This window comes from Trichocoleus sp. FACHB-40 (assembly GCF_014695915.1).
GTDB classification, from domain to species: Bacteria; Cyanobacteriota; Cyanobacteriia; order Cyanobacteriales; family FACHB-T130; genus Funiculus; species Funiculus sociatus.
Window position 1 is genome coordinate 15603 of the sequence record NZ_JACJPF010000039.1, and the last position, 23184, is coordinate 38786.

The window sequence follows — 23184 nt, forward strand, 5'->3', positions numbered from 1 at the left end:
AATCACGATGAATCAAATTGATTTAGCCTTTACCCCAGCTGTAGAACAAGCGCAACTCATCCGCAGCAAACAAGTCTCGCCGCTAGAGTTGACGGAACTTTACCTGGAACGCATCCACAGGCTAGATGGCAACCTGGGTAGTTATTTTACGGTGATGACAGATATGGCGCTTGCCGATGCCAAGGCAAAAACGGAAGCTTTAGCTGGCGACACCTCAGAATTACCACCTTTTTTTGGTGTGCCGATTTCTATTAAAGACCTCAATCCAGTTGCTGGGGTTCGCTGTACCTACGGAACACCAGCGCTGAGGGACAAAATAGCCGCTTATGATGATGCTGTGGCGGGGCGGATTAAGATGGCTGGCTTTACTATTCTGGGTAAGACTGCCACTCCTGAGTTGGGTTCTATGCCTTTTACAGAAGCACCAGGCTTTCCCCCAACCCGGAATCCCTGGAATCTGGATTATACGCCGGGGGGGTCGAGTGGCGGTGCATCGGCGGCGACAGCGGCGGGGTTGTGCGCTTTAGCTCAAGGTTCTGATGGTGGCGGTTCAGTGCGCGGCCCTGCTGCCTGTTGTGGTTTAGTAGGACTTAAACCCTCAAGAGGTCGCGTATCTTATGCACCTGTAGGCGATCATCAAAATGGCATTGCCACTAATGGTTCCTTGGCTCGTACTGTAGCAGATGCCGCTGCGCTCCTCGATGTGATGTCTGGCTATATCACTGGTGATCCCTACTGGTTGCCAGATCCAGAAACGACGTTTTTGGCGGCGACAGCACAAAAGTTAAATTCTTTGCGAATTGCTTTCAGCACAGCAATTCCACCAGTAGGCGAAGCTGATGCGGTGCGTCAAGAATCGGTGCTAAAAACGGTGCGCCATTTAGAAGAAATGGGTCATATTGTGGAACCAGGATGCCCCGATTTCAGTAATTTGATTGAACCTTTTACCAAAGTTTTTCTAGCTGGTGTGGCGGCGGCGGGGATTCCCAAAGAGTATCTGCAACCCATGAATCGCTGGATGGTAGAACAATCGGGGTCGGCGGGTGAATATTTACAAGCTGTTGCCCAAATGCAAATTTCGGCGCGGCGAATTGTGGCCTTTTTTGAGAACTATGATGTTTTAGTGTTGCCAACTTATTTGCATCAACCTCTCCGGATTGGCGAATGGGCAAACTTGCCTCCAGAAGAGATTTTGCAAAGAATTATTCAGTGGGTGGCTCCCTGTCCGCCGTTCAATGCTACTGGACAACCCGCGATCGCACTTCCTACAGGTTTTGACGATATCGGTTTGCCTGTAGGCGTGCAATTGGTGGGACGACCTGCTGCGGAAGCTACTCTCATCTCTTTAGCTTCCCAGTTAGAAGCAGCTAAACTTTGGAGTGATCGTCGCCCTGATTTTGCAGTTTAAAAAAGGGTTGTCAGACAAAAGGCAAAAATACAACCTACTTGGATTTCTAACTCTTAGCCCCTGCCCTTTTATGGGGCAGTCAGGGCGGTTTCATACAATCGAAGAAAATATCGAAAATTGCGACATTTTGTAGGGGCATGGCATTGCCATGCCCCTACCGCCAACCAAAATCAAGGTTACAGAACTTTCTTTTAATAAATGAAACCACCCTGAGGTTGACGGGGCAGGGGCGGGGTTCTAGCAATTAAATTTTGCAAGCTTTCCCGCTAGGAGTAGCATCAGGATATAGAGTAACAATTGCATCTCTGCTCTTGACCAACACAGCTTTATAAGATTTTTTCGTCTCATTATCTTGCACTGTCAAAATGCAAGCTCCCTGAGCATTTCCCTGCATCTTTAATGCTTTAGTTGCATCCAAAAGCATTTCTTTGGCATCACTCACAAGAGAATAGCCTTTGATGTTATCCTTCCAAATTTGCCCATCTTTTTTGATGAGTACACCCAGCGTATAAATTACACCAGGAACTACTTCTTCATTCTGCAAATTATCAGATAACCTTCCCCCCATTTTATCTTCTTGCAATTGCAAATATCTGCCAAAAAAATGCAGCCCGCCAATTTTAGTAGGGCCTTCTAACTCCCCGCAAAAGATATGTTCAAACCCTCCTCTGTCATTCCAAGCAGCCGTTAAATCGTCGAGAAATTCTGCTTCTGTACTTCTACTTGGACGCAATTGCCCACCTACTGACTGTTGAATTTCGCGCAGGACAATCCGATTATCTGACATCAATTTTTTGAAAGCACTTGCCGTCACCTTGCTGCCAATCGGCCCGCAGGCTTTCAGGACAGCTTGATCGAAATTGCTCAGTTTGGGTGCTGGTGGTGTAATGTCTGCTTTTTGATTGCGCGGAAAGCGATGAGTCTCCACGTTATTAAGATTATCAAAAAACGGTTGTATAGCTGTTGATGGCTGCTTTACGGTAGAAGAATTAGTTGGAGTTCCACTTACACCTTCAGAAAAAGTGCCACAATCAACACTCACCCAGCGAAGTCCTGGGGTTGCACCAGGTACTTTAATAAATATAAACTTTCGTTGCCTAGAGTTGAAGCCTACTGCTTCATAACTCTGACCATTGGTAACTCGAATATTTCCCGGATTGGTACCGTTAATTCCCCGTGTTGCTTCACAAGTGCGAGTAGCCCGGAAGGTTCCAGAGGCGGGAACTTGCGCGTAAGCAGCATATATTGATAGCAGCGGGGTGATTAATATTAAGGCTAGAAGAAATTTAAGCTTTAATACCCCCAGCCTGGACCAAAAATTAAGTTTCATAATTTAAGAAAATAAAAAGATGGCAATTACGATGATAATTCAGATTGTGTACGCCTTATTCCGGAAATTTATTAGATATTCTTGTAAATATGTTGAATGGCGTGTTAGTTAATTTTCTTTTACATAACTGCCAAATGTTAGAATTGGCAATAAGATGAATCTCCGCATCTGTGCTATTATAATTATCTTCAATAGTTATGACAGAAGACGACAAGTTGAAGAAGGCAAAAGGTAAAAACGCCCTAAATTTAGGTTTAGCTTCGTTTCTGAGATGGAGACAAAACACGCAAAAGTCCAAGCAAAAAGTTCTTCCTTTCAGCTTTTTATTGTTAACTTTTTCTTATTCAATTGTTAATTTTTATTACCCCAAAAGTCTGCTAGCTCAGGAACAGTTGAAGGACTTTAATTACTGGGGGAGTCTGTGCGACTTATTAGCAGACGAAAAAAAATATGCAGAAGCGGTGGCGGCGTGCGATCAGGCGATCGCGCTCAACCCCAACCAGGCGAAAACCTGGACTGACCGCATTGAGGGACTACTAGGACAGGCAAAGTACACGGAAGCGCTAGTTTCGGCTGACAAGGCGCTGGGTATCAAACCTGACTATTCTCTGGCTTTGGCGGATCGGTGTATTGCCTTAGTTAACTTAGGGAAGTACGAGGACGCGATCGCATCTTGCGATAAGGCGCTGATCTCCGATGGAAATTGGGGAAACAACGGTACACCCCTAATAGCGTGGTATAACAAAGGGCTGGCGCAAACAAAGTTAGGACAGTACGCAGAAGCGATCGGCTCTTATGAAAGTGCCTTAGAAATTAAACCAGATTATTCTCTAGCTTTGGTCGATCGGTGCGCCGCATTATCGCAAGCCAGCAAATACACCGAAGCGATCGCAGCTTGCGATCTGGCGCTAAAAAGTGACGGCGACTGGGGAACTGCCACACCAGCGCTGGCATGGTACAACAAAGGTGTAGCCCTCAAGAAATTGGGACAGTACCAAGAAGCGATCGCCTCTTACGATCAAGCGCTGGCTATTAGTCCTACCGACGCAACCGCTTGGACTGAACATGGAGTTTTGCTGTCTGTAGTAGGTAAACCAGCACTCGCACTAGCATCGCAGCAATTTGCAGTTAAAATTAGTCCAAATTATTCTCAAGCCTTAGCCAACCAATGCGCCGCCTTCAACAAATTGGGGCAATTTAAAGAAGCCCAAGAACCCTGCGAGAAAGCCCTGCAAGGTGATGGCAAATGGGGTGAGACGAGTCCCGCGTTTGCTTGGGATCAGCGGGGGAACGCCTTAGCAGGACAAGGTAACTACGAAGAAGCTTTGGCCTCCCACGACAGGGCGATCGGGCTTAACCCTGACTATGCGGAAGCTTGGAACAACCGCAGTGTTACGCTATGGTTTTTGGGAAGATACTCGGAAGCCATTGTTTCTAGCGATCGCGCCACTACTATCAATCCTAACTATGCTCAGGCTTGGTTCAACAAAGGCAGGATACTCAGGACGGTGAAAAAGTATCCCGAAGCACTCGCCGCTTACGACAAAGCGATCAAGAGTGCCGATCCTAACTTTGCTAGTAAACTTCTGGCTGATATTTGGGCGAACCGGACGGTAGTGCTGTGGACTTTGGGAAGATATTCCGAAGCGCTTGCAAGTAGCGATCGCGCTATTAACCTCAATCCGGAATTATCTCAAGCTTGGTACAACCGTGGTGTAGTGCTGGTAGGCTTGAAACGTTATAAAGAGGCACTTACTGCTTACGCCCAAGCTATCCGCATTACTCCCACCGATGCTAATAGTTTGGCAGGTCAAGGTGTCGCCCTGTTGAACTTGGATCGACTAGAAGAAGCGATCGCTGCTTTTGAAGAAGCCTTGAAACTTGACCCCAAAAATTCTCTAGCTTTGGACAACAAAACTTTGGCGATGCAAAAGTTAGAAGAAAAAATGAAAGAAACCGCCCCACTAACTGCACCATTACCACCACTTAAATAATCAGGAATGAACCGCTAGGCGGTTCATTTCTCATCAAGCAACTTTCCGATTCATCTTATAAACCTCTGGCAACTTCCACCAAGGAACATGAGGAGCTTCGTGATGTTCCTCGTGGTAGCCAAAGTGATAGCAAGTGATAAAAGACCAGAAAATCGGGAGCGCATTCGTCTTGGCGCGATGGTTATTCGTATAACCACCTTCTGGCTCTTGGTGTGGTAAATAGGTGCCAAAAAAGAATAACTGCACCGAACTTAAAATCGAAGGAATCACCCAAAATAAAGTTAAATTGGCTTCTGCTATATGAAACGTAAAACTAATCAGGTTAAATACCACCATTAACCCTATAAGCCGTTTCCAGCTCCAGTACCCCATCATAAAATAAAGATACCAGGCAAAAAAGTTTTTGTGCTTACTGTCGTGAAAATCTGGATCTAGTTCACTGGCTGGATGGTGGTGATGTTCCCAATGCTTTTTTCTTAACTCATCAAAAGAAAAGAGTCCATAGAGGGTTAAAACTAAGGAACCTATAAAGTTATTAATTTTAAGGTTTTGCGGAACTACCACACCGTGCATTGCATCATGAGCGGTAATAAACAATCCTGTATACAGAAATGTCTGCCAAACTAATGCTACTATTTTCCATAAGACAGGAACTTGGGAAAGATCCAGGGAAAATAAGAAAATTAGGCTGCTTGCCCAGAGTGTAATAATTGCAAAAGCAATTGCAAGCCCCAGATAGGTATCTTCACTTCGCTCTATTCGCTTAATTTGCGTTGCTTGCAGTGGTGGGTGTTCGAGTTGGAGCATACATTTGTTAGTTTTCGAGCTTTTTTGTTGAGCGATTTACAAGATTATACCGATGTCCGTTCACCCTCGATAAATAGGGGTTGCAAACTACTAATCGTTAAAAAAAATGTTCTGCTTTACTAATCTTTCCGATGAGAAAAGTTAATTAATACTTAATGCCTTCTATTAGACACCACTAGGCGGGTATTAAGTACCGTAAAGCTATCTTAACTATTGTAAAGCAATTTTGGTCAGGGCGATACGGTGGAGATAGGTATCAGCCCAGTATCTCTTAGGTAGTAGCGTGTAAGGAGTGGGAGCTTACACTCAGGCTGACAGCTTCTATACTTAAGTGCAACCGCCAGGCTGAGTGTAAGGCTAGTTTAATCGTTAGCGGGCGACATGAGGAAGCAGGTGCAGTACGTCACGAACCACGCTATAGCCTGCCAAATCCCAAAGTAGGTAAGCCAAGAAGCCGATCATTGCTAAGCGACCGTTCCACAGTTCAGCTTGAGGGTTCCAGCCAAACAGGAACGCATTGCGGTCTTTGCCATTGAAAGCTTGAGCAGTAGGTTGAGTAGTGCGAGTTTCCATCGTTTACATTCCTTAATAAAGTTCTTATGGTTTCATAGTAGCTGTCTACCCAGTCATTGCTCTCTGTCTGTAGTTCCAAACTGCACTTAATTCTCAAGGATGATGAATGGGTTGATGGAACAGAGCAATCTAAGACAAAAGTACAAAAGGGTTATGAAGCTAGATAGCGATCGCAAATACAACTGTCAGAAACTCTGACGAAAGCTAGAGGGTATCGTCGCTTGAGTTGCACAAACTTAAGTGAGCAACAATTTTTTAACAAACCTATGGCTCCCACGGTACTGATCACAGGTGCTTCTCAAGGCATCGGCAAAGCAACATCTATATTATTTGCTAGTAAAGGGTATGACATTATAATGGCGGCGCGTACCCCAGACCGCTTAGAAGCCGCAGCCCAAGAAGTGCGATCGCATGGTCATCAAGCGCTAACTATTCCCACGGATGTCACAGATCCCAAACAGGTAGAAACCCTAGTTCAGAAGGCGCTGGAGCATTTTGGTACTATCGACGTGCTGATTAACAATGCCGGCCTTTACATATCTGGGCCAGTTGAAGAGTTTTCCCTAGATGATTGGCACCAGGCAATAGACCTCAACCTGTGGGGGTATATTCACACAATTCACGCCTTATTGCCCCATTTTTTGGAGCGGAAAAGAGGCACGATAGTTAATGTGAGTTCTATTGGGGGGCAAGTACCCATTGCTTACTTAGTGCCTTATTCTACTAGCAAGTTTGCCGTCACTGGTTTAACGCGATCGCTGCACGCGGAACTAGCACCAAAAGGCATTCATGTTGGTGGAATTTATCCAAATATAATCAAGAGTGATTTTATGGAACGGGCAATCTTTCGAGGCAAGAATGCGGAAGATTTCCAAGCCCGTCGGGATCAGGTAGATCAGGTGCTGAAGGTTCCTGTGGTGGAGAAACCGGAGGATGTGGCAGATGCTATCTGGGATGCGGTGAAGCATCAGCATTCTGAGGTCTTAGTTGGTTCTGCCAACCTATCGAAGGCTTCTTATAATATGTTTCCCGGCTTCATGCAGTGGGTGTTCCGGAAAACCTTTCAGTTGAAGGATAAGCAAGCATAGCGATATATAGCCATTCACGGGTTGGGTGGGATACATCTGTAGAGACATGGCAATGCCCATTGGTGTCAACTTAACGTTAGCTTGGCGGTTGAAACCGCAGCTATACAAACAAAACCCGCCTGCGCGGGTTATAAGAATCTTGATCAGAGCATTAGTCCGCGCAGGCGGACTTGGTTTTTGTAGCCGCGAATTCCATTCGCCAGGGCTTAAATTGACTATACTCGTTCCCAGTCTCTGGGAACGAGTTGTTATTTTGGTTCGCCAATTAAGGTAAATGCTGCCCAGTCTTTAGGATTAGGATTTTGCTGCTTGATTTTCAGCATCGCATTTCTTAAAGCTTCAGCTTTATCGTTTTTCTGCTTCAGTTGCTTGTAAAACTCACTCATCAAAGCATTTGTGGGAGCATCAGGCGCTGACCACATAGGCATAATTAAAGTGGGAACGCCAACTGTCATCAAGGAAGCGGATAAACCGAGAATCCCATCACCGTTAGTTCTGCCCTTGCCAGTTTCGGCTACGCTGAGGACGACTAATTCCGGACGCAGACGTTGTCCTTTTGGTTGGGCGTACAATTCCAGAATTTCCGCAGTGGTGAGTAAGCCGCTATCGGAACCAAAGGGAGCAAGCGCGATCGCGCCGGGAATGCCCTGTCGTTTAAAATCATCTAGTATCCCGTAAGTTGCCAAATGCACACTCTTGGCTTTCCGCATCTTTTCCAAGACAGCTGCCTTGGTTGCCTTATTGCCGATAAACAGGTCTTTAGTATTGAACTGTTTAGCAATTTCTATGGCTTCCTGTTCCGCACTCAAAAGCGGCGGTAACGCTTTTGGTGTCTCTCCGGGTGCGGGTGCAATTCGGGGCATTACAGGATTACCAACTACTAGGCGGTTTCCTCCCGCAGTTTTTCCGCGTTGTTGACGAGTTAAAGCTAATAACTGAATTGATGGGGAAGTTAGAATGGTGTGTTTTTGGATTAAGTAATTGCCATAGATATCCACCAAAGCCGCAAAAGGAATCGGGAACATTTCCTTTTGCGGAATAAAGATAACGCGGGCGGTGGGATCTTTTGGTAAAAGGTCAGCAATCGGTTTGATTAATAACTGATGCAGTTGCAATAACGGTTTTGGCTCAAGTGCTGATTTCCCTTCTGAGTTAGGTTTCTGTGAAGAAGGCAATTTAGCCGAATTTTCTACCTTTTTCCCTTTCAATCCTAGAGATTCCGGAATACTAGAAATAACATCTTCTACAGAAGTAATTGGATAAATTGTATTTTTAGCGCTGATTTCAATCCGGCGAAATGTCACTTCTCCTGTAGGCTGAATCACCCAAGCATACACGCCTTCATCCGGAACAATTGAATATTCAACAAATGTAGCTTTCTCTTCTTTGGCTATTTTCTGAATGTCGGCAATTGTTGGGTAAACAAGCTTTTTCGGCGCTGGTTTTAAATTATTCCCTACTGGTTCACTATCTAACCGCAATCGTAGTAAATCTACAATTGTCCTGATACGTCCTTGTTCTGCCATTTCCAAAGCTGCAACAGGTTGATTTTGAGCAATCAAAACTTGTTGTAGTCGCTGGTAGGTAGCAGTTTGCGCGTCTATATAATTATTGCCACTGCCTAATTTGGCGCGAATTGCCTCCCATGCTTTAATCGCATTATCCAGAGTTGTTTTCGCTTCTTCTGGTTTACCGGATTTAAGTAAAGCAAATCCCAGATTATTCAGCGCTTTCCCTTCTGCTAAGCGATCGCCTGTTTTTATTGCCTTTTCCAGAGGCTGCTGATATAGCGCGATCGCGCTCTCAAATTGGCCGGCATTCTGATAAGATTTTGCTAAATTATTTAAGGCGAGAAGTTCCTTTGCTGGGTCGCCACTTTTGGATGCGATCGCTAGTTGTTCTCTTCTGACTTCTATCGCCTGCGGATATTGTCCCAGCAACTCGTAAGACTCGGCAATATTATTCAGAAAATACGCTTCTTGTGTCGCATCTTTAGCTTTCCTTGCAATTACCAACTGCTGCTGGTAAAATTCGATAGCCTGCGGATACTGCCCCAAAGTTCGGTAAGCTGCTGCCAGGTTGTTTAAGGCATCACCTACGGCTTCTATATTGCCGCTTTCTCTCGCAGCTGCTAACTGTTCTTGATACAATGCGATCGCATCTTGGTATTCTCCCTCAGACTCGGAAGTTATCCCCACATTGCCTAAGAAAGCTGCTTCTCTTTTGGGATTGCCAATTTCCTTTCTCAGAGTTTCTGCGGCGGTGCGAAATTCCTTAGCTTGCTTTTCATCTCCCAGATAAAAGTAAGCAGTACCAAGATTATCTAAAGTCTTAGCCTCAGTTGCTTGATCGCCAATACTCCGCACAATTTCCAACGTCTGCTGATAGAATGCGATCGCTCGCAGATATTGCCCTACAGTAAAGTAAGTTTCTCCCAGACTCAACAGAGTATTGGTTTCTCCTGTACGCGAACCAATCTCCTGATACAGTCTCAGCGCCTGTTGCAAAGACTTTAACGACTCTTCAAATTGCCCAGTCTGATGCTGTCGAATTCCTAGCCCTAGCAGTTTATCGGCATTGAATTCAATATTATCTTGGGTTTGAGCTAAAACTGGCGGCGTTATCAGACATAAATTCACAAAAGTTGGTAAAAAGCAACCAATTAGAAATAAAAAGTAAAATTTAACCTTTGTACCGTTTAACTTTTGTGTGGTTTGAGGGAACAATAAGAGAAGAAACCTTAGCCAAATTTTCATACGGTAATGGATAAAAAAACAACAGGGATATTTGTCATTATTTTAGCCTTGGTCTTCGTTGGTTTTGGCGATAAATTTCTTCCCAAACCCTTAAGCACAGCCAGTTACAACACTCGCACCACCTTAAATAATTCTTTACTGGGAATATTCCCCAGTAAGAAACCCAGAAATCCTTATGAACGCACCGAAAAAGCCATTGAACAAGAGGAAAAAGGAGGAAAGTAGTCATTGACTAATTGCTAATGGTTCATTTTTCATCGCCATTAGCAATTAGCCATTAGCAATTAGCTATTTCTTTAAACCTTCTTCAACCAGCTAAACATCGCCCGTAAATCCTTACCAACTTCCTCAATGGGATGTTCGGATTCCTGACGGCGCATCGCTGTAAATCCAGGCTTTCCAGATTGATTTTCTAACACGAATTCCCGTGCAAATTGCCCTGATTGGATTTCTTGAAGAATTTTCCGCATCTCAGCGCGAGTTTCGTCATTCACAATCCGAGGGCCGCGTGTATAATCGCCATACTCAGCAGTATTGGAGATGCTATCGCGCATTTTTGCCAAACCACCTTCTACAACTAAGTCAACAATTAGTTTGACTTCATGCAGACATTCAAAATAAGCTAATTCCGGCTGATAACCAGCGTTGACGAGAGTTTCAAAGCCTGCTTTAATCAAAGCACTCAAACCGCCGCACAGTACGACTTGTTCGCCAAATAAATCAGTTTCAGTTTCTTCCCGGAAGCTTGTCTCTAAGACACCAGCACGAGTGCCACCGATACCTTTAGCGTAAGCCATTGCGCGATCGCGTGCTTGTCCAGAGGCATCCTGATACACCGCAAACAAACAGGGAACGCCTTCCCCTTGTTCGTAAGTCCGCCGCACCAAATGTCCAGGGCCTTTTGGTGCCACCATCACCACATCTACATTAGCAGGGGGGACAACTTGACCAAAATGAATATTGAAGCCGTGAGCAAAAGCTATTACTTTCCCTTCACTCAAATTAGGCTGAATTTCGTTGGTGTAAACTGTTTTTTGCACTTCATCTGGCAGCAGAATCATAATAAAGTCTGCTGCTTTGGCGGCATCAGCTACACTGTGGACAGCTAAACCAGCTTCCTTGGCTTTTTCGGCAGATTTACTACCAGGATACAGTCCGACAATGACGTTCACACCGCTATCTTTGAGATTGAGCGCGTGGGCGTGTCCTTGGGAACCGTAGCCGATAATAGCAACTGTTTTTCCGTTTAATAAGTCTAAATTTGCGTCGGTGTCGTAATACATCCGAGCCATAGGGGTGTCTCCTGAGCGTATGCGTCGCAAGTAGTGCAAACTCTTGATTCTATCAGATGATCAGGAGAGAATGAACCACTCAACGCAAGATAGGGAAGAGATAAGCGATCGCGTTTGTTGCATAAACTGCAACGTTTTAGCGTCCCGGTTTGGAGTCAGGCATACTGGCGTTAATTAATTTTGGTTATGTTATGAGTTGGACGCTTAAACCTTCTTTACTTTTAAGTGCATTTCTGGGAGGCATCGTTTTAACCAGTTGTGCTTCTGATATTAATACAGCTCAAGTTCAAATTCCAATGATGCTTAGCGATCGCGCAGTTCCAAGTCCCCAGGCAATGCCTGCTCCTGCGTCAGAAGCACTAGCTAACAACAATAGTACAGCACAATCTGTAGCCAAGGCTCAGGTGCCGAGAGTGCGATCGCAATTGATTAAAAATGCTGAAATAGCAGTTAGTGTAAATTCGATTGAAAAAACTATTCAACAAGTTACCAAAATTGTTCAACAACAGCAGGGAGATTTATTAGGATTTCAAGATCAAAAGCCGAAAGATGGTAATCGCCACACCGCATCTATGCAAATTCGGATTCCTCAAAATCAACTGGAAACTACTCTCGACACTCTAGCAAAATTGGGAACCGTACAGCGTCGGACTCTAACTGCTGAAGATGTCACAGATCAACTTGTGGATAACGAAGCAAGATTGCGAAACTTGCGGAAACAAGAAAGCACTTTACTCAAGATTATGGAGCGTTCTGGCTCAGTTGGGGACGTTCTGAAAGTTGCCGACCAACTCAGCAAGGTGCGGCAAAACATTGAGCAAATTGATGCTCAGCTCAAAAATCTCCGCAGTCGTGTTGCTTATTCTACAATTACCCTAACTTTAGAGGAAAATATTGCTACTACTCCCCCAGAAATACCTTTAAATTCCCAAGTTAAAGAAACTTGGAATCAGGCGACTCACTCGCTAGGCGAACTCGCAGTTGGTTTAATTCGTTTAAGTATTTGGTTAGCTGTCTTCAGTCCATTTGTATTTATTTTAGTTGCTGCTAGCCTTGGTTATAACCGCTTGAAAAAACAGCAAACTCCGCCCACACCTCCTCAGTCTGAACCACCCAAAGTCAGTTAACTTGCTTGAACTTTTTTTTTGAATAGTATATAGCAATCCTATTTGAGTTGTTAAATGCCAGTCCTTTAGATACCCGACTTCTCAAAAAAATCGGGTATCTAACCTTCAGGAATTATTTATGACTGCTATAGCAATTCAAGGGTTGGGTGCGATAAATCTGTAGGGACATGGCAATGCCATATCCCTAACCTTGGTCGCCTGAAAGTCAGAATTGCGATACACTCCACCCAACTGAGAAACGCTATATATAAATATTAGGTAATAACCGCACCATACTTAACTTCTTCAAATTGAAATAATTTACAAAAAAGGCAGAAGGCACAAGGGAAGAAGGTAAAAAGGACTTTAGTCGTGGTTTTAAAGTCCAAGAAAAAAAAGAAAAAAGTTTTATTCCAGAGATGATAATCGTCTATTGTAACTGTGCGCTACTTCCTAACCCGCAGTGCTTCCATAGTGCTTCAGTCGAGGCTTCTCCATCTCGCCATGAGCGTTAGCCCATAGACCACGAAGGGAAGAAAGAAAAGGAAGGAGCCTGTTTTTGCGTAAGTGGTGACAATCTAGTGCAGTAGGGTGGGAAGAAACTCATTCTACAAAATTTAAGCTGCATGACACTTTTGGCTCAGGGAATGGCAAGATGGAAGGCGAAGCCAAAGCGTTCTGAAAATTCTATGCCAGAACTGCAAGTATCAATCGCTCAGCATTACCATGAGCGGACTAAATATGACCCCCAGACTATAGCATCCAAGAGTCAGGGGCTGGATTGGGAACGTCAGCCAATACCTTTTAAAGAATACAAGATTGGGGTATCCCACGACCTCAAACCGTATTTGGCAGACAAATCAGAGGCGTTGAACCATGATGATGCCTGGTGGCGGCGTATATCCCGGCTGCTGTTTTGCAGCTATGGTTTGACTGCTAAGGTGCCGACGTTGGGAAATCCAATGTATCTGAGGGCTGCACCTTCTGCTGGTGGTTTGTATCCGGCGGAAATTTATTTAATTTCTCGCGGGACTCCTTTCCTTGCCCCTGGACTGTATAACTATCAGCCGCAAAGCCATTCTCTGATTCATTTCTGGGACAGTGATGTTTGGCAAAGCTTGCAAAAAGCTTGTTTCTGGCACCCAGTGTTGGAAAGTACCCAACTGTGCCTGGTGACGACAGCAATATTTTATCGCTCGGCTTGGCGATATCAAGCTCGAGCCTATCGGCGGATCTTTCTGGATACGGGGCATTTGCTGGGCAATATTGAGTTAGCCAGCACTATGAATGATTACCGCCCTCACGTAATTGGGGGATTTGTGGATCGGGAGATTAATGAGTTACTATACCTCGATCCGGAGCAAGAAGGCGCGATCTCTATCCTTCCCCTAGCAGACTTGCTGGATGTGAAACAAAACTTGCCCCTGGCTCAAACTGCTTTGCCCTCAGCTACCCAAACCGACTATCCCAATATCCCCGATGGCGAACTGCTGCACTATTGCCACAAAGCAATGCAGATAGAGGAACAACAACCGGATATTTCCCCACCACAAGATTCAAAAAACGACAAGTACAACTTTCCTTTCTGTCTCAAGGTTTCCACTGTCACACCGCCGATTAATTGCGGAGAAAACCTGCAAGACTTAGAAAACACGATTCTCAAGCGGCGTTCAACTCGTGCCTACACTGGTGCAGATTTGACTTTTGATGAACTCAAAGCTTTACTAGATTTCACCTACCAACCAGAACATTATATAGAGCAAGGTTTGGATGGTTCCCCAGACTACTTTGATTTGAATTTAATCGAGACGTTTATCGCCGTCTCTGGGGTGACAGGTTTGGAGGAAGGTTGCTACTATTACGCGCCAAAGGCTCAAGAACTGCGACAAATTCGATTCAAAAACTTCCGGCGCGAGTTGCATTATTTGTGTCTGGGGCAAGATTTGGGTAGAGATGCAGGGGCGGTGCTTTTCCACACAGCGGATCTGAAAACAGCTGTGGGACAATATGGCGATCGCGTTTATCGTTATTTACACATGGATGCTGGTCATTTGGGACAACGGCTGAATTTAGCTGCCATTCACCTCGGTTTAGGTGTCAGCGGTATCGGCGGCTTTTTTGACAACCAAGTAAATGAAGTCTTGGGCATCCCTGCTGATGAAGCAGTTCTCTACATTACCACCTTGGGGCAACCAAGATAAAGATAAAAGCTAAAAGGCTCTCATACAAAAAAAGTTTATAACGGTGCGTTAGCAAAAGCCTAACGCACCGTTATTGAATGCTAACAGTAACGGTATTGAGAACGGGCGAGGCTTGGGTTGCGATAAAAGTTTATCTCTACCCTGTAAAAATACTGGTTATAAACGACATATAGCATTTAGTTAAGTTTTGCGCTTCGAGAGGGTACTCTCTACCTAGACTGTGGCGATATTGGCAGACATTAAACCCTCTTTGGAGCTGCCGCGTTAATTTATACAATCTTTACAAATTTCCGGAATTACTTAGGTACATATAGTAGTTTAATTTGAAGATTAAGTAAAGATAGACTTTTCTAATAGTAAGATTCCAGATTGAGAGCTTAAAATATAACGAAAGCTATATTGTAAAATTAGGTGCATTTACGCAAACACTTTTTCGTCTAATAGCTGAAAATGAACAAAAGTAGGTAAGTTCCCGCTCAGAAAAAGCAATGCAACTTAGAGTAACCGTATTTTTCGCGTTAACTTTTGAATCCAGTAAATAGGTAAATATTTATGACTACAGTTCTGGTTGTGGAAGACAGTATCACGCAAAGGCAGATGATCTCTAGCCTGCTTCAAGACAGTGGGTTGAGTGTTACTGTGGCTTGTGATGGCGTCGAAGCGCTAGAGCAAATTGCCAGAAATTGTCCCGATTTAGTGGTTCTGGACATTGTTCTGCCTCGCATGAACGGTTACGAAGTTTGCCGTAAGATTAAATCTGACTCCAAAACCCACGATCTAGCTGTAGTAATGTGTTCAACTAAAAGAGAGGAATTTGATCGCTACTGGGGGATGAAGCAAGGCGCAGATGCTTATATTGCTAAGCCCTTTGAAGCGCACGAGTTAATCGGAACGGTTAAACAACTGCTGCGAGAAACAACTGCTGCAAGGCGAGGCTAGGGAACCTCTCTCTAACCCTCTCCTAAGAGGAGAGGGAAAAGGAAAGGAAGATTTTTTTACGGGAGGGGGCTTTAGCTTCTTTCCCCTGTCCCATCTCTTCTTTGAGAAGAGATGGGACAGGGATTAGGAGATTAGGTTTTGCTTTAGGCGAAAAGTATTGCCTTATAGAGACGCGATCGCACCCTGTTAAACATAATCTCCTCCACGAAGTTCCATCCCCATTCGGGCTTCAAGTGAGGACGCTTATGAGGGGTAATAATAACTATTGAGTCGGAAATCAAACTTAACTGGTAGGCGACTACTGGTAAACGTGACTCACTCAACAAATGCAAAGCAAAGCTGCAAACAATCAAACTATAATGTCGGTCATGGAGGACTCCAGAAGCAATTTCCTCAAAGGTATAGGGTTCAGCTTCTTGGAGAGTGCGTTTCAAATAAGCATTGTAGGTGTATGGATCGATGCCATCAATGTTAGTGCAGCCTAAATTTTGCAGTGTCAAAGTAACTTCACCGCTGCCACAAGCTAAATCTAATACCTTCTGTAAATCTAGCTGCCATTTATTAACTGATAGCTGTAAAACCTCTTGAACTGCCACCTCTTGAGGATTTCTATACTCATCACCAAATTGCTCGTAGAAACCTTTGACGCTATATTCTTCGTATCCTTTTCTAATAGATTGTTTTTCATTGCTCATTGCCAATTGCTAATTACAAAATCCCCAATCCCCAATCCCCAATCCCCAATCCCCAATCCCCAATCCCCAGTCCCCAGTCCCCAGCCCCTATTTCCCAATACAAAATCTGCTAAAAATTCGGTCAAGAACCGATTCTGTTACTTCCTCTCCGGTGATTTCTCCTAAAGCTTGAATGGCACCCCGTAAGTCAATTGTCCAGAAGTCGAGAGGCAGTTGATCGGCAATTGTTGCTTTCACTTGCTGTAAAGATATTTTAGCTTTTGTTAAAGCTGCCGCTTGTCGCTGATTAATCGCTAAATCCAAATCAGCTGCTTTGAGGTTCCCTGTGTGTACGGCATCTAAAATGGCTTTTTCCAACGCATCAATGCCTTGGTTCTGGGCGGCTGATGTGTATATAATGCGGTTAATATTGTCAGGATATTGCAAAGAAGCAATAAATTGCGTCTCTACAAGATCGGTTTTATTTATAACTAAAATTAACGGGCGATGTTGTACCTGTTCGTAGATTTCTTGCTCAGCTGGCGTCCAACCAAGTTGAGCATCAATGGTGAGCAACACTAGATCAGCTGCTTGGGCAGAAGCAAGACTTCGCTCAACGCCAATCTTCTCCACCCGATCAAGCGTATCCCGAATTCCCGCAGTATCCAGCACTTGCACTGGTATCCCACCCACAACTAGCTGAGATTCTACAACATCGCGGGTGGTGCCAGGGAGGTCGGTGACAATAGCGCGATCGCTCTTACTCCACGCATTCAGCAAACTCGATTTTCCCACGTTCGGTCGCCCGACAATCGCCACTTTCAACCCAGCGCGTAACAGTTCCCCTTTGTCAGCTGTTGCCAAAATTTTCGTTGTCTCTGCCAAAATTTGCTCAATTTGTGCTGTAATGTGCTTCTCATCCAGGGGTGGCAAATCTTCCTCAAAGTCAATCCTCGCCTCAATTTCTGCCAGAATGTCTAAGCAGGTGGCACGCACAGAGCGAATCGGCTTTTGCAACTTCCCCTGTAAACCAGCTAAAGCAGATTGTGCAGCTTGAGGCGATTTAGCTCCCACCAAATCGGAAATACTCTCCGCCTGAGTCAAATCCAAACGCCCATTCAAAAACGCCCGTAGGGTAAATTCTCCCGGTTGCGCTAATCTCGCCCCCGCCTCTAGACACAGTTGCAATACCTGCTGCACGGGCATAATTCCGCCGTGACAGTGGAACTCTACCACGTCTTCGCGGGTGTAAGAGCGAGGCGCTTGCATGATTAGCAACAACGCTTCATCTACCACTTGTTGCGTTTCGGGATGGCGGATGTAACCGTAGAGGATGCGGTGCGATTCCCATTGCTGTCGCCCTGGTGCGAAAAAGAGCGTATGAGCGATCGCTACCGCCTTTGCACCAGATACCCGCACAATACCGACACTACCCTGTTGCGGAACAACAGCGGTAGCGATCGCGGCGATTGTTTCCCCCTGCACAAACATCTGTGACATCTTGCCTTGAAATCAGGTCTATTCCTATTCTGCTGTAATACAGTAATTTGTAGGGAATGGTTGTAGCTTGCTTGGGCATAGCGCTACGATAGCGAAACCCAACAACTCACGCTTGTTTACTTGTTGTTGAGTTTCGCTATCGTTCGGAACCAACCTACGTTATTGGATTTTTGCCAATGCAGTTAATTTCTCCCCAAGTTGCAGCTTATCAAAAAGTCGTTAAGCCTTACGAGGGTTTATTGGTAGGTGTCATTGGATTAGCTACCCTCGACACTACCATACACTTAATCCCAGGATTTCCTCAGTCGAATTTAATAGAACTCCCAATCAGTTTATCACTAGCGATCGCAGCTAGTTGGTTAGCTTCACGGCTGTTCAAGCAGATTTTTGATATTTATCTTTTAGATGCTGCCATCAACAGCGGGCGTAAGGTCAACAGTGAAATACTTCTTCTAGTTAAACTACTAGCGAACTTAAGCATAATCTTTTTTACTATAGTCATATTTTCGGAAACTCATAAAATCAATATTTTTGGTTTAGTAGCTTCTTTAGGAATTGGCGGATTAGCAGTTGCTTTTGCTGCCCAAAAAACCTTGGAACAAATATTAGGCGGTATTGTCATTTATTTAGATCGTCCCTTTGTTGTCGATGATTACATTGGCTTACCAGATGGCATCTTTGGCAGAGTTGAGTCAATTGGCTTGCGTTCTACTAAAATTCGCACCTCTGGCAAAGGAACATTGATAATAGTACCCAATAGTTCGCTGACTCAAGTTAATATTGAAAACTTTACCGGAGCCAAAAAAGTAATGGCTCTTGTATACTTAAACTTTCATCGGACAATCGAAAAAGAAGAACAAGCCTTAATTCGGCAAGTGATTCTGAATAGTACCAGCGATATTTTTGGGATAGACTCCCGGAACACAGATGTCAATTTTAGAGAATTAAATAGTGCAAATGAGCTAAAAACGCAAGCTCAGATTGCTTTCTTTATCCTGGGTTCTAGCGATGTATCAATGGGATTGCGGCGGCAACTATTCGATATTGCTACTGAAAATATTACAGAAAAATTAAAATATTACGATATTGCCTTCGACATTGAAGACCCAACAATTTATGTGGATTCACCCATTACTATCTAATCTTAATTTTGCCGAGATCAGTAAACAGGTTTTTCAGATCGATATTTCCAAGCCAGTCATCTTCTTGCTGTTTGTTCTCTTATCTCTGCTGCTGGGAAGATATACTCCCGGCATTGCCAAATTAATCCTGCGTCGCTTTTCACCTCAGCGAGTAACAATTATTTATGACAATCTAATTGAGCCAATAAAAAATCAGTTTAAAATAGCTGGAACGTTAATTCTTATTTCTTTCTCTCTAACATGGGTGGAAGAATATAAATTTTTATACCAGTTAATCAAGCCTTTTTTAGATTTAGCTGTAATTGTTAGCGTCGCCTGGTTATTATCGCGCCTATTTCGGCAATTTATCCGAGCTTATGGAATTGATTTACTCGGCAAGTTTGCGCGGGATTTTGATGAACTGATTTTAGTAATTGAGGCTATAGTAAATGTTGTAATTGGGTTCATTTCTATTTTGGCTTTTGCCCAAAGCCAGCAATTTAATTTGATTGGCTTGATGACAAGTTTGGGGATTGGCGGGTTAGCGGTAGCTTTTGCTGCCCAAAAAACCTTGGAACAGCTTTTGGGTACAATTGTGTTGTATTTAGATCGCCCTTTTGTCCCTGGAGATTATATTCGTTTACCTTCGGTTGGCAACGTACCCGGAGGGTTATTTGGTAGGGTAGAGTCGATTGGTTTGCGTTCCACCAAGATTCGCACTGCGGCTAAAAGTACCTTATATATCGTGCCAAATTCCACATTAGCAAATCTGGAAATAGAGAATGTGACAATGGGTAAAAAAGTGATGGTTTTGCTAAACCTTGACTTTTTCCGATTGTTGGAAGATAGCGAAAAGGCACTGGTAGAGCAAGTCATCAGTGAAAGTACAAATTCTGTGTTTGGGATCGATCCAGGTAGTACCAATATTACGTTAGCGAGTAATTCCGAAAAGCAAACAACTAGAGCAAGAGTAACGTTCTTTATCCTGGGTTCGAGTGAAAACTCAATTCAACTGCGGAAGCATTTACTAGAATTAGCAAATGAGAAAATTTCTAAGGAACTAATAACGTATGGAATAGATTTTAAAATGCAGGAACCCACAATTTATGTGGAATCCCCAGTAACTATTTAATTTTGTAGTCCCAAAAACTTCTGCGCCGGGAGCAAAATCCCAACTTGAACAACTAGGGTGAGCAATGCCCACCCATTAGCCAGTGTTACGGCGATTTAATACGGGCTGTAGGCAACTAAAACATAACGAACAAAAGAAACATTTCACTCGCTATGGCTCCTTCAGTCAAGCGCTGATAGCTGTCCTCTCTATTGAGTGGCTTTTAGGAACCTCAAATCGAATTTTAGTAGCCCAGCTTTTAAAATCGGGTGCTAGCCGCGCCACCTTTAAGAGTATGTCGTCGCTCACCCACAACACTAGAGGAAAAGTAAATCGTTTGCGGAACTCATTCCGGACGTGGTTCGTCGCAGTTAGTAATTCATTAATCTCCACCACGGAGTCTAAACCATAGACCATTAAAGCTTGTGGCTGCTGGTGCTCCTCAATTGTTGCCTCTATAGTTGTATAAAGCCTTCTTACCGAGGGGTATAAAACGATTTCTTGAATTTCTACTTCTGAGATTTCTCGCAGTCGTTCCATAACTTGCTCCTGCAACTCTGGATTGTTACAGGAAACCAATATTAAAGAAAAATCTCCTTGAGAGAGGGCGATCGCCTTCACAAGTTTGGTGAGCGATCTTTTGTTGTAACAGATAACATTTTCCGAGTCGTATAGGTCTGTCATAGGGAACACCAAGTCGAGTTTCAATACCATTTTTCTATCAAAGGGTTTTGCTTTACTTCCTTACATCGGGTGATTTTTTGGTAAGTCGGTAATTTCACCGCGATTTCGGCAGTGACAGCTATCTTACTTTCGGGTGATCTCGCTCACTTAAGGCAGCGATGACAGTAAGCTAACATGGAATCGCCTCTACTTTGTGAATGTTGTCATCTATACCAATAATTTAACCGGGATACTCCACGTCCAATAAACCCTGATAGCTACTACACGTCGGCACTTTGCTTTTCCCGACGAAAAAAAAAATTTTATGAAACCTTAACAAAATTGCTGGGGAATTACGTAATTCACCGGTCAAGGAGGCGGCAGCTACCCTACCACAACGCGCTACTTCTGTGGGCTGAGGGAAGGCTATGCCTATGGTTGAGGTACCAAAAAAAAATCACTCCCAACTCTCCAGAACATAGGGCAACGCACAGAAGCGAGCTGCGGCTTGTCCCTAAACGACAAGCCGCAGCTTATTTCTGAAATCTTGCTAAAATTTGCCGAAATCTGGGTGTCGTTGCACTGTATCATTCAGAGTCTTGATGAGAACGCGGTGTCTGGAAAGCATCTCTGGCAAGATAGGTGATGCCAAAACCACCCCCTCCCAATTCTTCCAAGGTTGGTGTACTTGCCCAGAAAGCAACTTATACCGAGATATCCAAGTCATTCCCGAAGAGGGAGTTACACTTTCGTTAATTCTTGCATATCCATATTTAGATAGATGTTCAAATACTCTATGAAAAGCCGTTTTACGAGCCTAGCAGACGGGTTGGTTTTGTTTAGCCGCGCTTTTGGTCATCAGGCTTGGTTAATCTTCCTGGTTGCCTTTAGCTTTGGTGTGGTGCTAATGATACATCCCGCATTTGCACAGGCGAAATTTTCTGATGTGCAAGGATGGACGCAACCGTGTATAGAACAGCTGGCACAAAAGCAGATTATCAGTGGATACCCGGATGGCAGCTTTAAGCCGAGTGCGCCTGTGACAAGGGCTGAGTTTGCGGCGATGGTTGGTAAGGCTTTCCCCGATACAGCTGATGTCAGAAATGCGGTGCCATTTGCTGATGTTCCCGCGAACTATTGGGCTAAAAATGCGATCGCCAAAGCTTATAAAACTGGGTTTCTCTCCGGTTATCCCGGTGGGGTGTTCAAGCCGAGTGAAAAAATCCCGCGATCGCAAGCTTTAGTTTCTCTCTCGTCTGGCTTGAAATATTCGCCCTCCTCACCTGTGGCTAACACGTTGAATGGGGCATTTAGCGATGCTGCAACCATTCCTGATTATGCAAAACGCGCGATCGCAGCTGCTACAGAAAAACAACTTGTTGTCAACTACCCAGATGTCAAGCGACTTAATTCCAACCAACCAGCTACCCGTGCAGATGTGGCAGCTTTCTTGTGTCAGGCGGCGGGAACGGCCCAATTAGTTCCTTCTCAATACATTGCCAAAGTTGGAACACCCCCAATAGCGCAGTCAAAAGAGATCCGGGGCGTGTGGTTGACTAATATAGACAGCGATGTGCTATTTGAAAAAACGCGCCTCGCCAACGCTATCCAACGCCTCGACGAGTTGAACTTTAACACCCTGTATCCTACAGTTTGGAACTGGGGTTATACACTTTATCCGAGTGCAGTGGCGCAAAAAGAGATTGGGCGATCGCTCGATCCAGAACCGCGACTCCAAGGGCGAGACATCCTCAAAGAAATTGTAGACCAGGGACATCAAAAAGGCATGGCAGTTATTCCCTGGTTTGAATTTGGCTTCATGGCACCTGCTGACTCCGAACTTGCCAAACGCCACCCAGATTGGATTCTCAAACGCCGTGACGGTTCCCAAATTTGGAAAGAAGGGACACACAATCGAGTTTGGTTGAATCCTTTTCGCCCAGAAGTGCAGAAATTTATCCAAGATTTAGTTGTTGAAATTGTTAGCAACTATGATGTTGACGGCATTCAATTTGACGACCATTTCGGCTTTCCTGCTGAGTTCGGATATGATCCCTTTACTGTCGAACTTTACAAAAAAGAAAACGGCGGCAAATCTCCCCCCGCGAATGCTCAAGATCCAGCCTGGATCAGGTGGCGGGCTAACAAAATTACCGCCTATCTAAAGCAGGTATTTCAAGCCGTCAAAGACCGCAAAAAAAACGTCTTGGTTTCCGTCTCTCCCAACCCTCAAGAGTTCTCCTACAATTTCTTTTTAGCAGACTGGCAAACCTGGGAACGACAAGGGTTAATTGAGGAACTGATTATCCAAGTTTATCGAGATGACCTCGGTCGTTTTATTGAAGAATTAGAGCGTCCAGAAGTCAAAGCAGCCAAGCGTCACATTCCCGTTGGCATCGGCATTTTAAGCGGGGTAAAACCCAGACCTATTGGACTGGCACAGGTTCAAAATCAAGTCGCAGCCGTCCGTCAGAGAGGGTTTGCGGGGATGTCGTTCTTCTTCTATGAAACCTTGTGGAATAATGCGCCAGAAAAGCCAGAAATCAGACAGAATGCCTTGAAAGCCATCTTTCCCTCTGACTTAGAAAGACCGAATATTGTGGCGGGTGGAAAGCCATAAA

19 protein-coding genes are annotated in these 23184 nt (G+C 44.4%); 10 read left to right on the forward strand and 9 right to left on the reverse strand.

What is annotated here, in order from left to right:
* The first annotated feature begins 7 nt into the window (after positions 1-7).
* Positions 8-1408, forward strand: a complete 1401-nt coding sequence (locus H6F63_RS06240) for an amidase (protein ID WP_190635794.1) — start codon at positions 8-10, stop codon at positions 1406-1408.
* A 244-nt stretch (positions 1409-1652) separates the two neighbouring features.
* On the opposite strand, the gene H6F63_RS06245 is transcribed toward H6F63_RS06240, so the two are convergent.
* Positions 1653-2738 carry an EndoU domain-containing protein gene (locus tag H6F63_RS06245; protein WP_199297772.1) on the reverse strand — a complete coding sequence of 362 codons (1086 nt, stop codon included), beginning with the start codon at positions 2736-2738 and terminating at the stop codon, positions 1653-1655.
* Between the two features lie 197 nt (positions 2739-2935).
* Here H6F63_RS06245 and H6F63_RS06250 point away from each other — a divergent pair, with 197 nt between their 5' ends.
* Complete coding sequence (locus H6F63_RS06250) at positions 2936-4732, forward strand: tetratricopeptide repeat protein (RefSeq protein WP_190635796.1); 1797 nt, start codon at positions 2936-2938, stop codon at positions 4730-4732.
* 33 nt (positions 4733-4765) lie between these two features.
* Here the strand turns inward: H6F63_RS06250 and crtW are convergent, their stop codons facing one another.
* Entirely contained in the window at positions 4766-5539 is a 774-nt protein-coding gene (gene crtW, locus H6F63_RS06255; protein ID WP_190635798.1) for a beta-carotene ketolase CrtW, read from the reverse strand.
* Between the two features lie 369 nt (positions 5540-5908).
* Positions 5909-6112, reverse strand: coding sequence for a chlorophyll a/b-binding protein (locus H6F63_RS06260; RefSeq protein WP_190442138.1), 204 nt, complete (start codon positions 6110-6112; stop codon positions 5909-5911).
* A gap of 266 nt (positions 6113-6378) precedes the next feature.
* Between H6F63_RS06260 and H6F63_RS06265 the strand changes: the two genes are divergently transcribed.
* Positions 6379-7200, forward strand: coding sequence for an SDR family oxidoreductase (locus H6F63_RS06265; protein WP_190635800.1), 822 nt, complete (start codon positions 6379-6381; stop codon positions 7198-7200).
* A 248-nt stretch (positions 7201-7448) separates the two neighbouring features.
* On the opposite strand, the gene H6F63_RS06270 is transcribed toward H6F63_RS06265, so the two are convergent.
* Positions 7449-9839, reverse strand: coding sequence for a CHAT domain-containing protein (locus tag H6F63_RS06270; protein ID WP_190635802.1), 2391 nt, complete (start codon positions 9837-9839; stop codon positions 7449-7451).
* Positions 9840-9962: 123 nt separating this feature from the next.
* On the opposite strand from H6F63_RS06270, the gene H6F63_RS06275 reads away from it, so the two are divergent.
* Positions 9963-10181: a hypothetical protein gene (locus tag H6F63_RS06275; protein WP_190418085.1), complete on the forward strand. Its 219-nt coding sequence runs from the start codon at positions 9963-9965 to the stop codon at positions 10179-10181.
* Positions 10182-10252: 71 nt separating this feature from the next.
* Here the strand turns inward: H6F63_RS06275 and ilvC are convergent, their stop codons facing one another.
* Positions 10253-11278 carry a ketol-acid reductoisomerase gene (gene ilvC, locus H6F63_RS06280; protein ID WP_277874018.1) on the reverse strand — a complete coding sequence of 342 codons (1026 nt, stop codon included), beginning with the start codon at positions 11276-11278 and terminating at the stop codon, positions 10253-10255.
* A 161-nt stretch (positions 11279-11439) separates the two neighbouring features.
* Here ilvC and H6F63_RS06285 point away from each other — a divergent pair, with 161 nt between their 5' ends.
* The 3 genes from H6F63_RS06285 to H6F63_RS06295 all read left to right on the forward strand — a co-directional run bounded on the left by H6F63_RS06285 (position 11440) and on the right by H6F63_RS06295 (position 15494).
* Entirely contained in the window at positions 11440-12375 is a 936-nt protein-coding gene (locus H6F63_RS06285) for a DUF4349 domain-containing protein (RefSeq protein ID WP_190418081.1), read from the forward strand.
* A gap of 668 nt (positions 12376-13043) precedes the next feature.
* Positions 13044-14555 carry a SagB/ThcOx family dehydrogenase gene (locus H6F63_RS06290; RefSeq protein ID WP_190635889.1) on the forward strand — a complete coding sequence of 504 codons (1512 nt, stop codon included), beginning with the start codon at positions 13044-13046 and terminating at the stop codon, positions 14553-14555.
* A 552-nt stretch (positions 14556-15107) separates the two neighbouring features.
* A complete protein-coding gene (locus tag H6F63_RS06295) occupies positions 15108-15494 on the forward strand; it encodes a response regulator (RefSeq protein ID WP_190635804.1) in 387 nt (128 codons plus the stop codon).
* 143 nt (positions 15495-15637) lie between these two features.
* On the opposite strand, the gene H6F63_RS06300 is transcribed toward H6F63_RS06295, so the two are convergent.
* Positions 15638-16189 carry a class I SAM-dependent methyltransferase gene (locus H6F63_RS06300; protein WP_190635807.1) on the reverse strand — a complete coding sequence of 184 codons (552 nt, stop codon included), beginning with the start codon at positions 16187-16189 and terminating at the stop codon, positions 15638-15640.
* Between the two features lie 87 nt (positions 16190-16276).
* Positions 16277-17668, reverse strand: a complete 1392-nt coding sequence (mnmE, locus tag H6F63_RS06305) for a tRNA uridine-5-carboxymethylaminomethyl(34) synthesis GTPase MnmE (protein ID WP_190635809.1) — start codon at positions 17666-17668, stop codon at positions 16277-16279.
* A 176-nt stretch (positions 17669-17844) separates the two neighbouring features.
* On the opposite strand from mnmE, the gene H6F63_RS06310 reads away from it, so the two are divergent.
* Both H6F63_RS06310 and H6F63_RS06315 read left to right on the forward strand, forming a co-directional pair.
* Entirely contained in the window at positions 17845-18810 is a 966-nt protein-coding gene (locus H6F63_RS06310; protein WP_190635811.1) for a mechanosensitive ion channel domain-containing protein, read from the forward strand.
* A complete protein-coding gene (locus H6F63_RS06315; RefSeq protein WP_190635813.1) occupies positions 18785-19921 on the forward strand; it encodes a mechanosensitive ion channel domain-containing protein in 1137 nt (378 codons plus the stop codon). Before H6F63_RS06310 ends, H6F63_RS06315 begins: the two co-directional genes overlap by 26 nt.
* A 165-nt stretch (positions 19922-20086) precedes the next feature.
* Here H6F63_RS06315 and H6F63_RS06320 read toward each other — a convergent pair whose 3' ends face one another.
* Both H6F63_RS06320 and H6F63_RS06325 read right to left on the reverse strand, forming a co-directional pair.
* Positions 20087-20584 (reverse strand): hypothetical protein, encoded by a 498-nt coding sequence (locus tag H6F63_RS06320; RefSeq protein WP_190635815.1) that lies wholly within the window; start codon positions 20582-20584, stop codon positions 20087-20089.
* 529 nt (positions 20585-21113) lie between these two features.
* Entirely contained in the window at positions 21114-21290 is a 177-nt protein-coding gene (locus H6F63_RS06325; RefSeq protein ID WP_190635818.1) for a hypothetical protein, read from the reverse strand.
* A 69-nt stretch (positions 21291-21359) separates the two neighbouring features.
* On the opposite strand from H6F63_RS06325, the gene H6F63_RS29895 reads away from it, so the two are divergent.
* Entirely contained in the window at positions 21360-23183 is a 1824-nt protein-coding gene (locus tag H6F63_RS29895) for a family 10 glycosylhydrolase (protein WP_190635820.1), read from the forward strand.
* The last annotated feature ends 1 nt before the right edge of the window (position 23184 follow it).

Bases quoted from the DNA above. Each gene is read 5' to 3' on its own strand.
- H6F63_RS06275 (WP_190418085.1), top strand. From the start codon at position 9,963: ATGGATAAAAAAACAACAGGGATATTTGTCATTATTTTAGCCTTGGTC.
- H6F63_RS06290 (WP_190635889.1), top strand. From the start codon at position 13,044: ATGCCAGAACTGCAAGTATCAATCGCTCAGCATTACCATGAGCGGACT.
- H6F63_RS06240 (WP_190635794.1), top strand. From the start codon at position 8: ATGAATCAAATTGATTTAGCCTTTACCCCAGCTGTAGAACAAGCGCAA.
- H6F63_RS06325 (WP_190635818.1), bottom strand. From the start codon at position 21,290: ATGACTTGGATATCTCGGTATAAGTTGCTTTCTGGGCAAGTACACCAA.
- mnmE (WP_190635809.1), bottom strand. From the start codon at position 17,668: ATGTCACAGATGTTTGTGCAGGGGGAAACAATCGCCGCGATCGCTACC.
- H6F63_RS06265 (WP_190635800.1), top strand. From the start codon at position 6,379: ATGGCTCCCACGGTACTGATCACAGGTGCTTCTCAAGGCATCGGCAAA.
- H6F63_RS06320 (WP_190635815.1), bottom strand. From the start codon at position 20,584: ATGACAGACCTATACGACTCGGAAAATGTTATCTGTTACAACAAAAGA.
- H6F63_RS06300 (WP_190635807.1), bottom strand. From the start codon at position 16,189: ATGAGCAATGAAAAACAATCTATTAGAAAAGGATACGAAGAATATAGC.
- H6F63_RS06315 (WP_190635813.1), top strand. From the start codon at position 18,785: ATGTGGATTCACCCATTACTATCTAATCTTAATTTTGCCGAGATCAGT.
- crtW (WP_190635798.1), bottom strand. From the start codon at position 5,539: ATGCTCCAACTCGAACACCCACCACTGCAAGCAACGCAAATTAAGCGA.
- H6F63_RS29895 (WP_190635820.1), top strand. From the start codon at position 21,360: ATGAAAAGCCGTTTTACGAGCCTAGCAGACGGGTTGGTTTTGTTTAGC.
- H6F63_RS06250 (WP_190635796.1), top strand. From the start codon at position 2,936: ATGACAGAAGACGACAAGTTGAAGAAGGCAAAAGGTAAAAACGCCCTA.
- H6F63_RS06295 (WP_190635804.1), top strand. From the start codon at position 15,108: ATGACTACAGTTCTGGTTGTGGAAGACAGTATCACGCAAAGGCAGATG.
- H6F63_RS06260 (WP_190442138.1), bottom strand. From the start codon at position 6,112: ATGGAAACTCGCACTACTCAACCTACTGCTCAAGCTTTCAATGGCAAA.
- H6F63_RS06245 (WP_199297772.1), bottom strand. From the start codon at position 2,738: ATGAAACTTAATTTTTGGTCCAGGCTGGGGGTATTAAAGCTTAAATTT.
- H6F63_RS06285 (WP_190418081.1), top strand. From the start codon at position 11,440: ATGAGTTGGACGCTTAAACCTTCTTTACTTTTAAGTGCATTTCTGGGA.
- H6F63_RS06310 (WP_190635811.1), top strand. From the start codon at position 17,845: ATGCAGTTAATTTCTCCCCAAGTTGCAGCTTATCAAAAAGTCGTTAAG.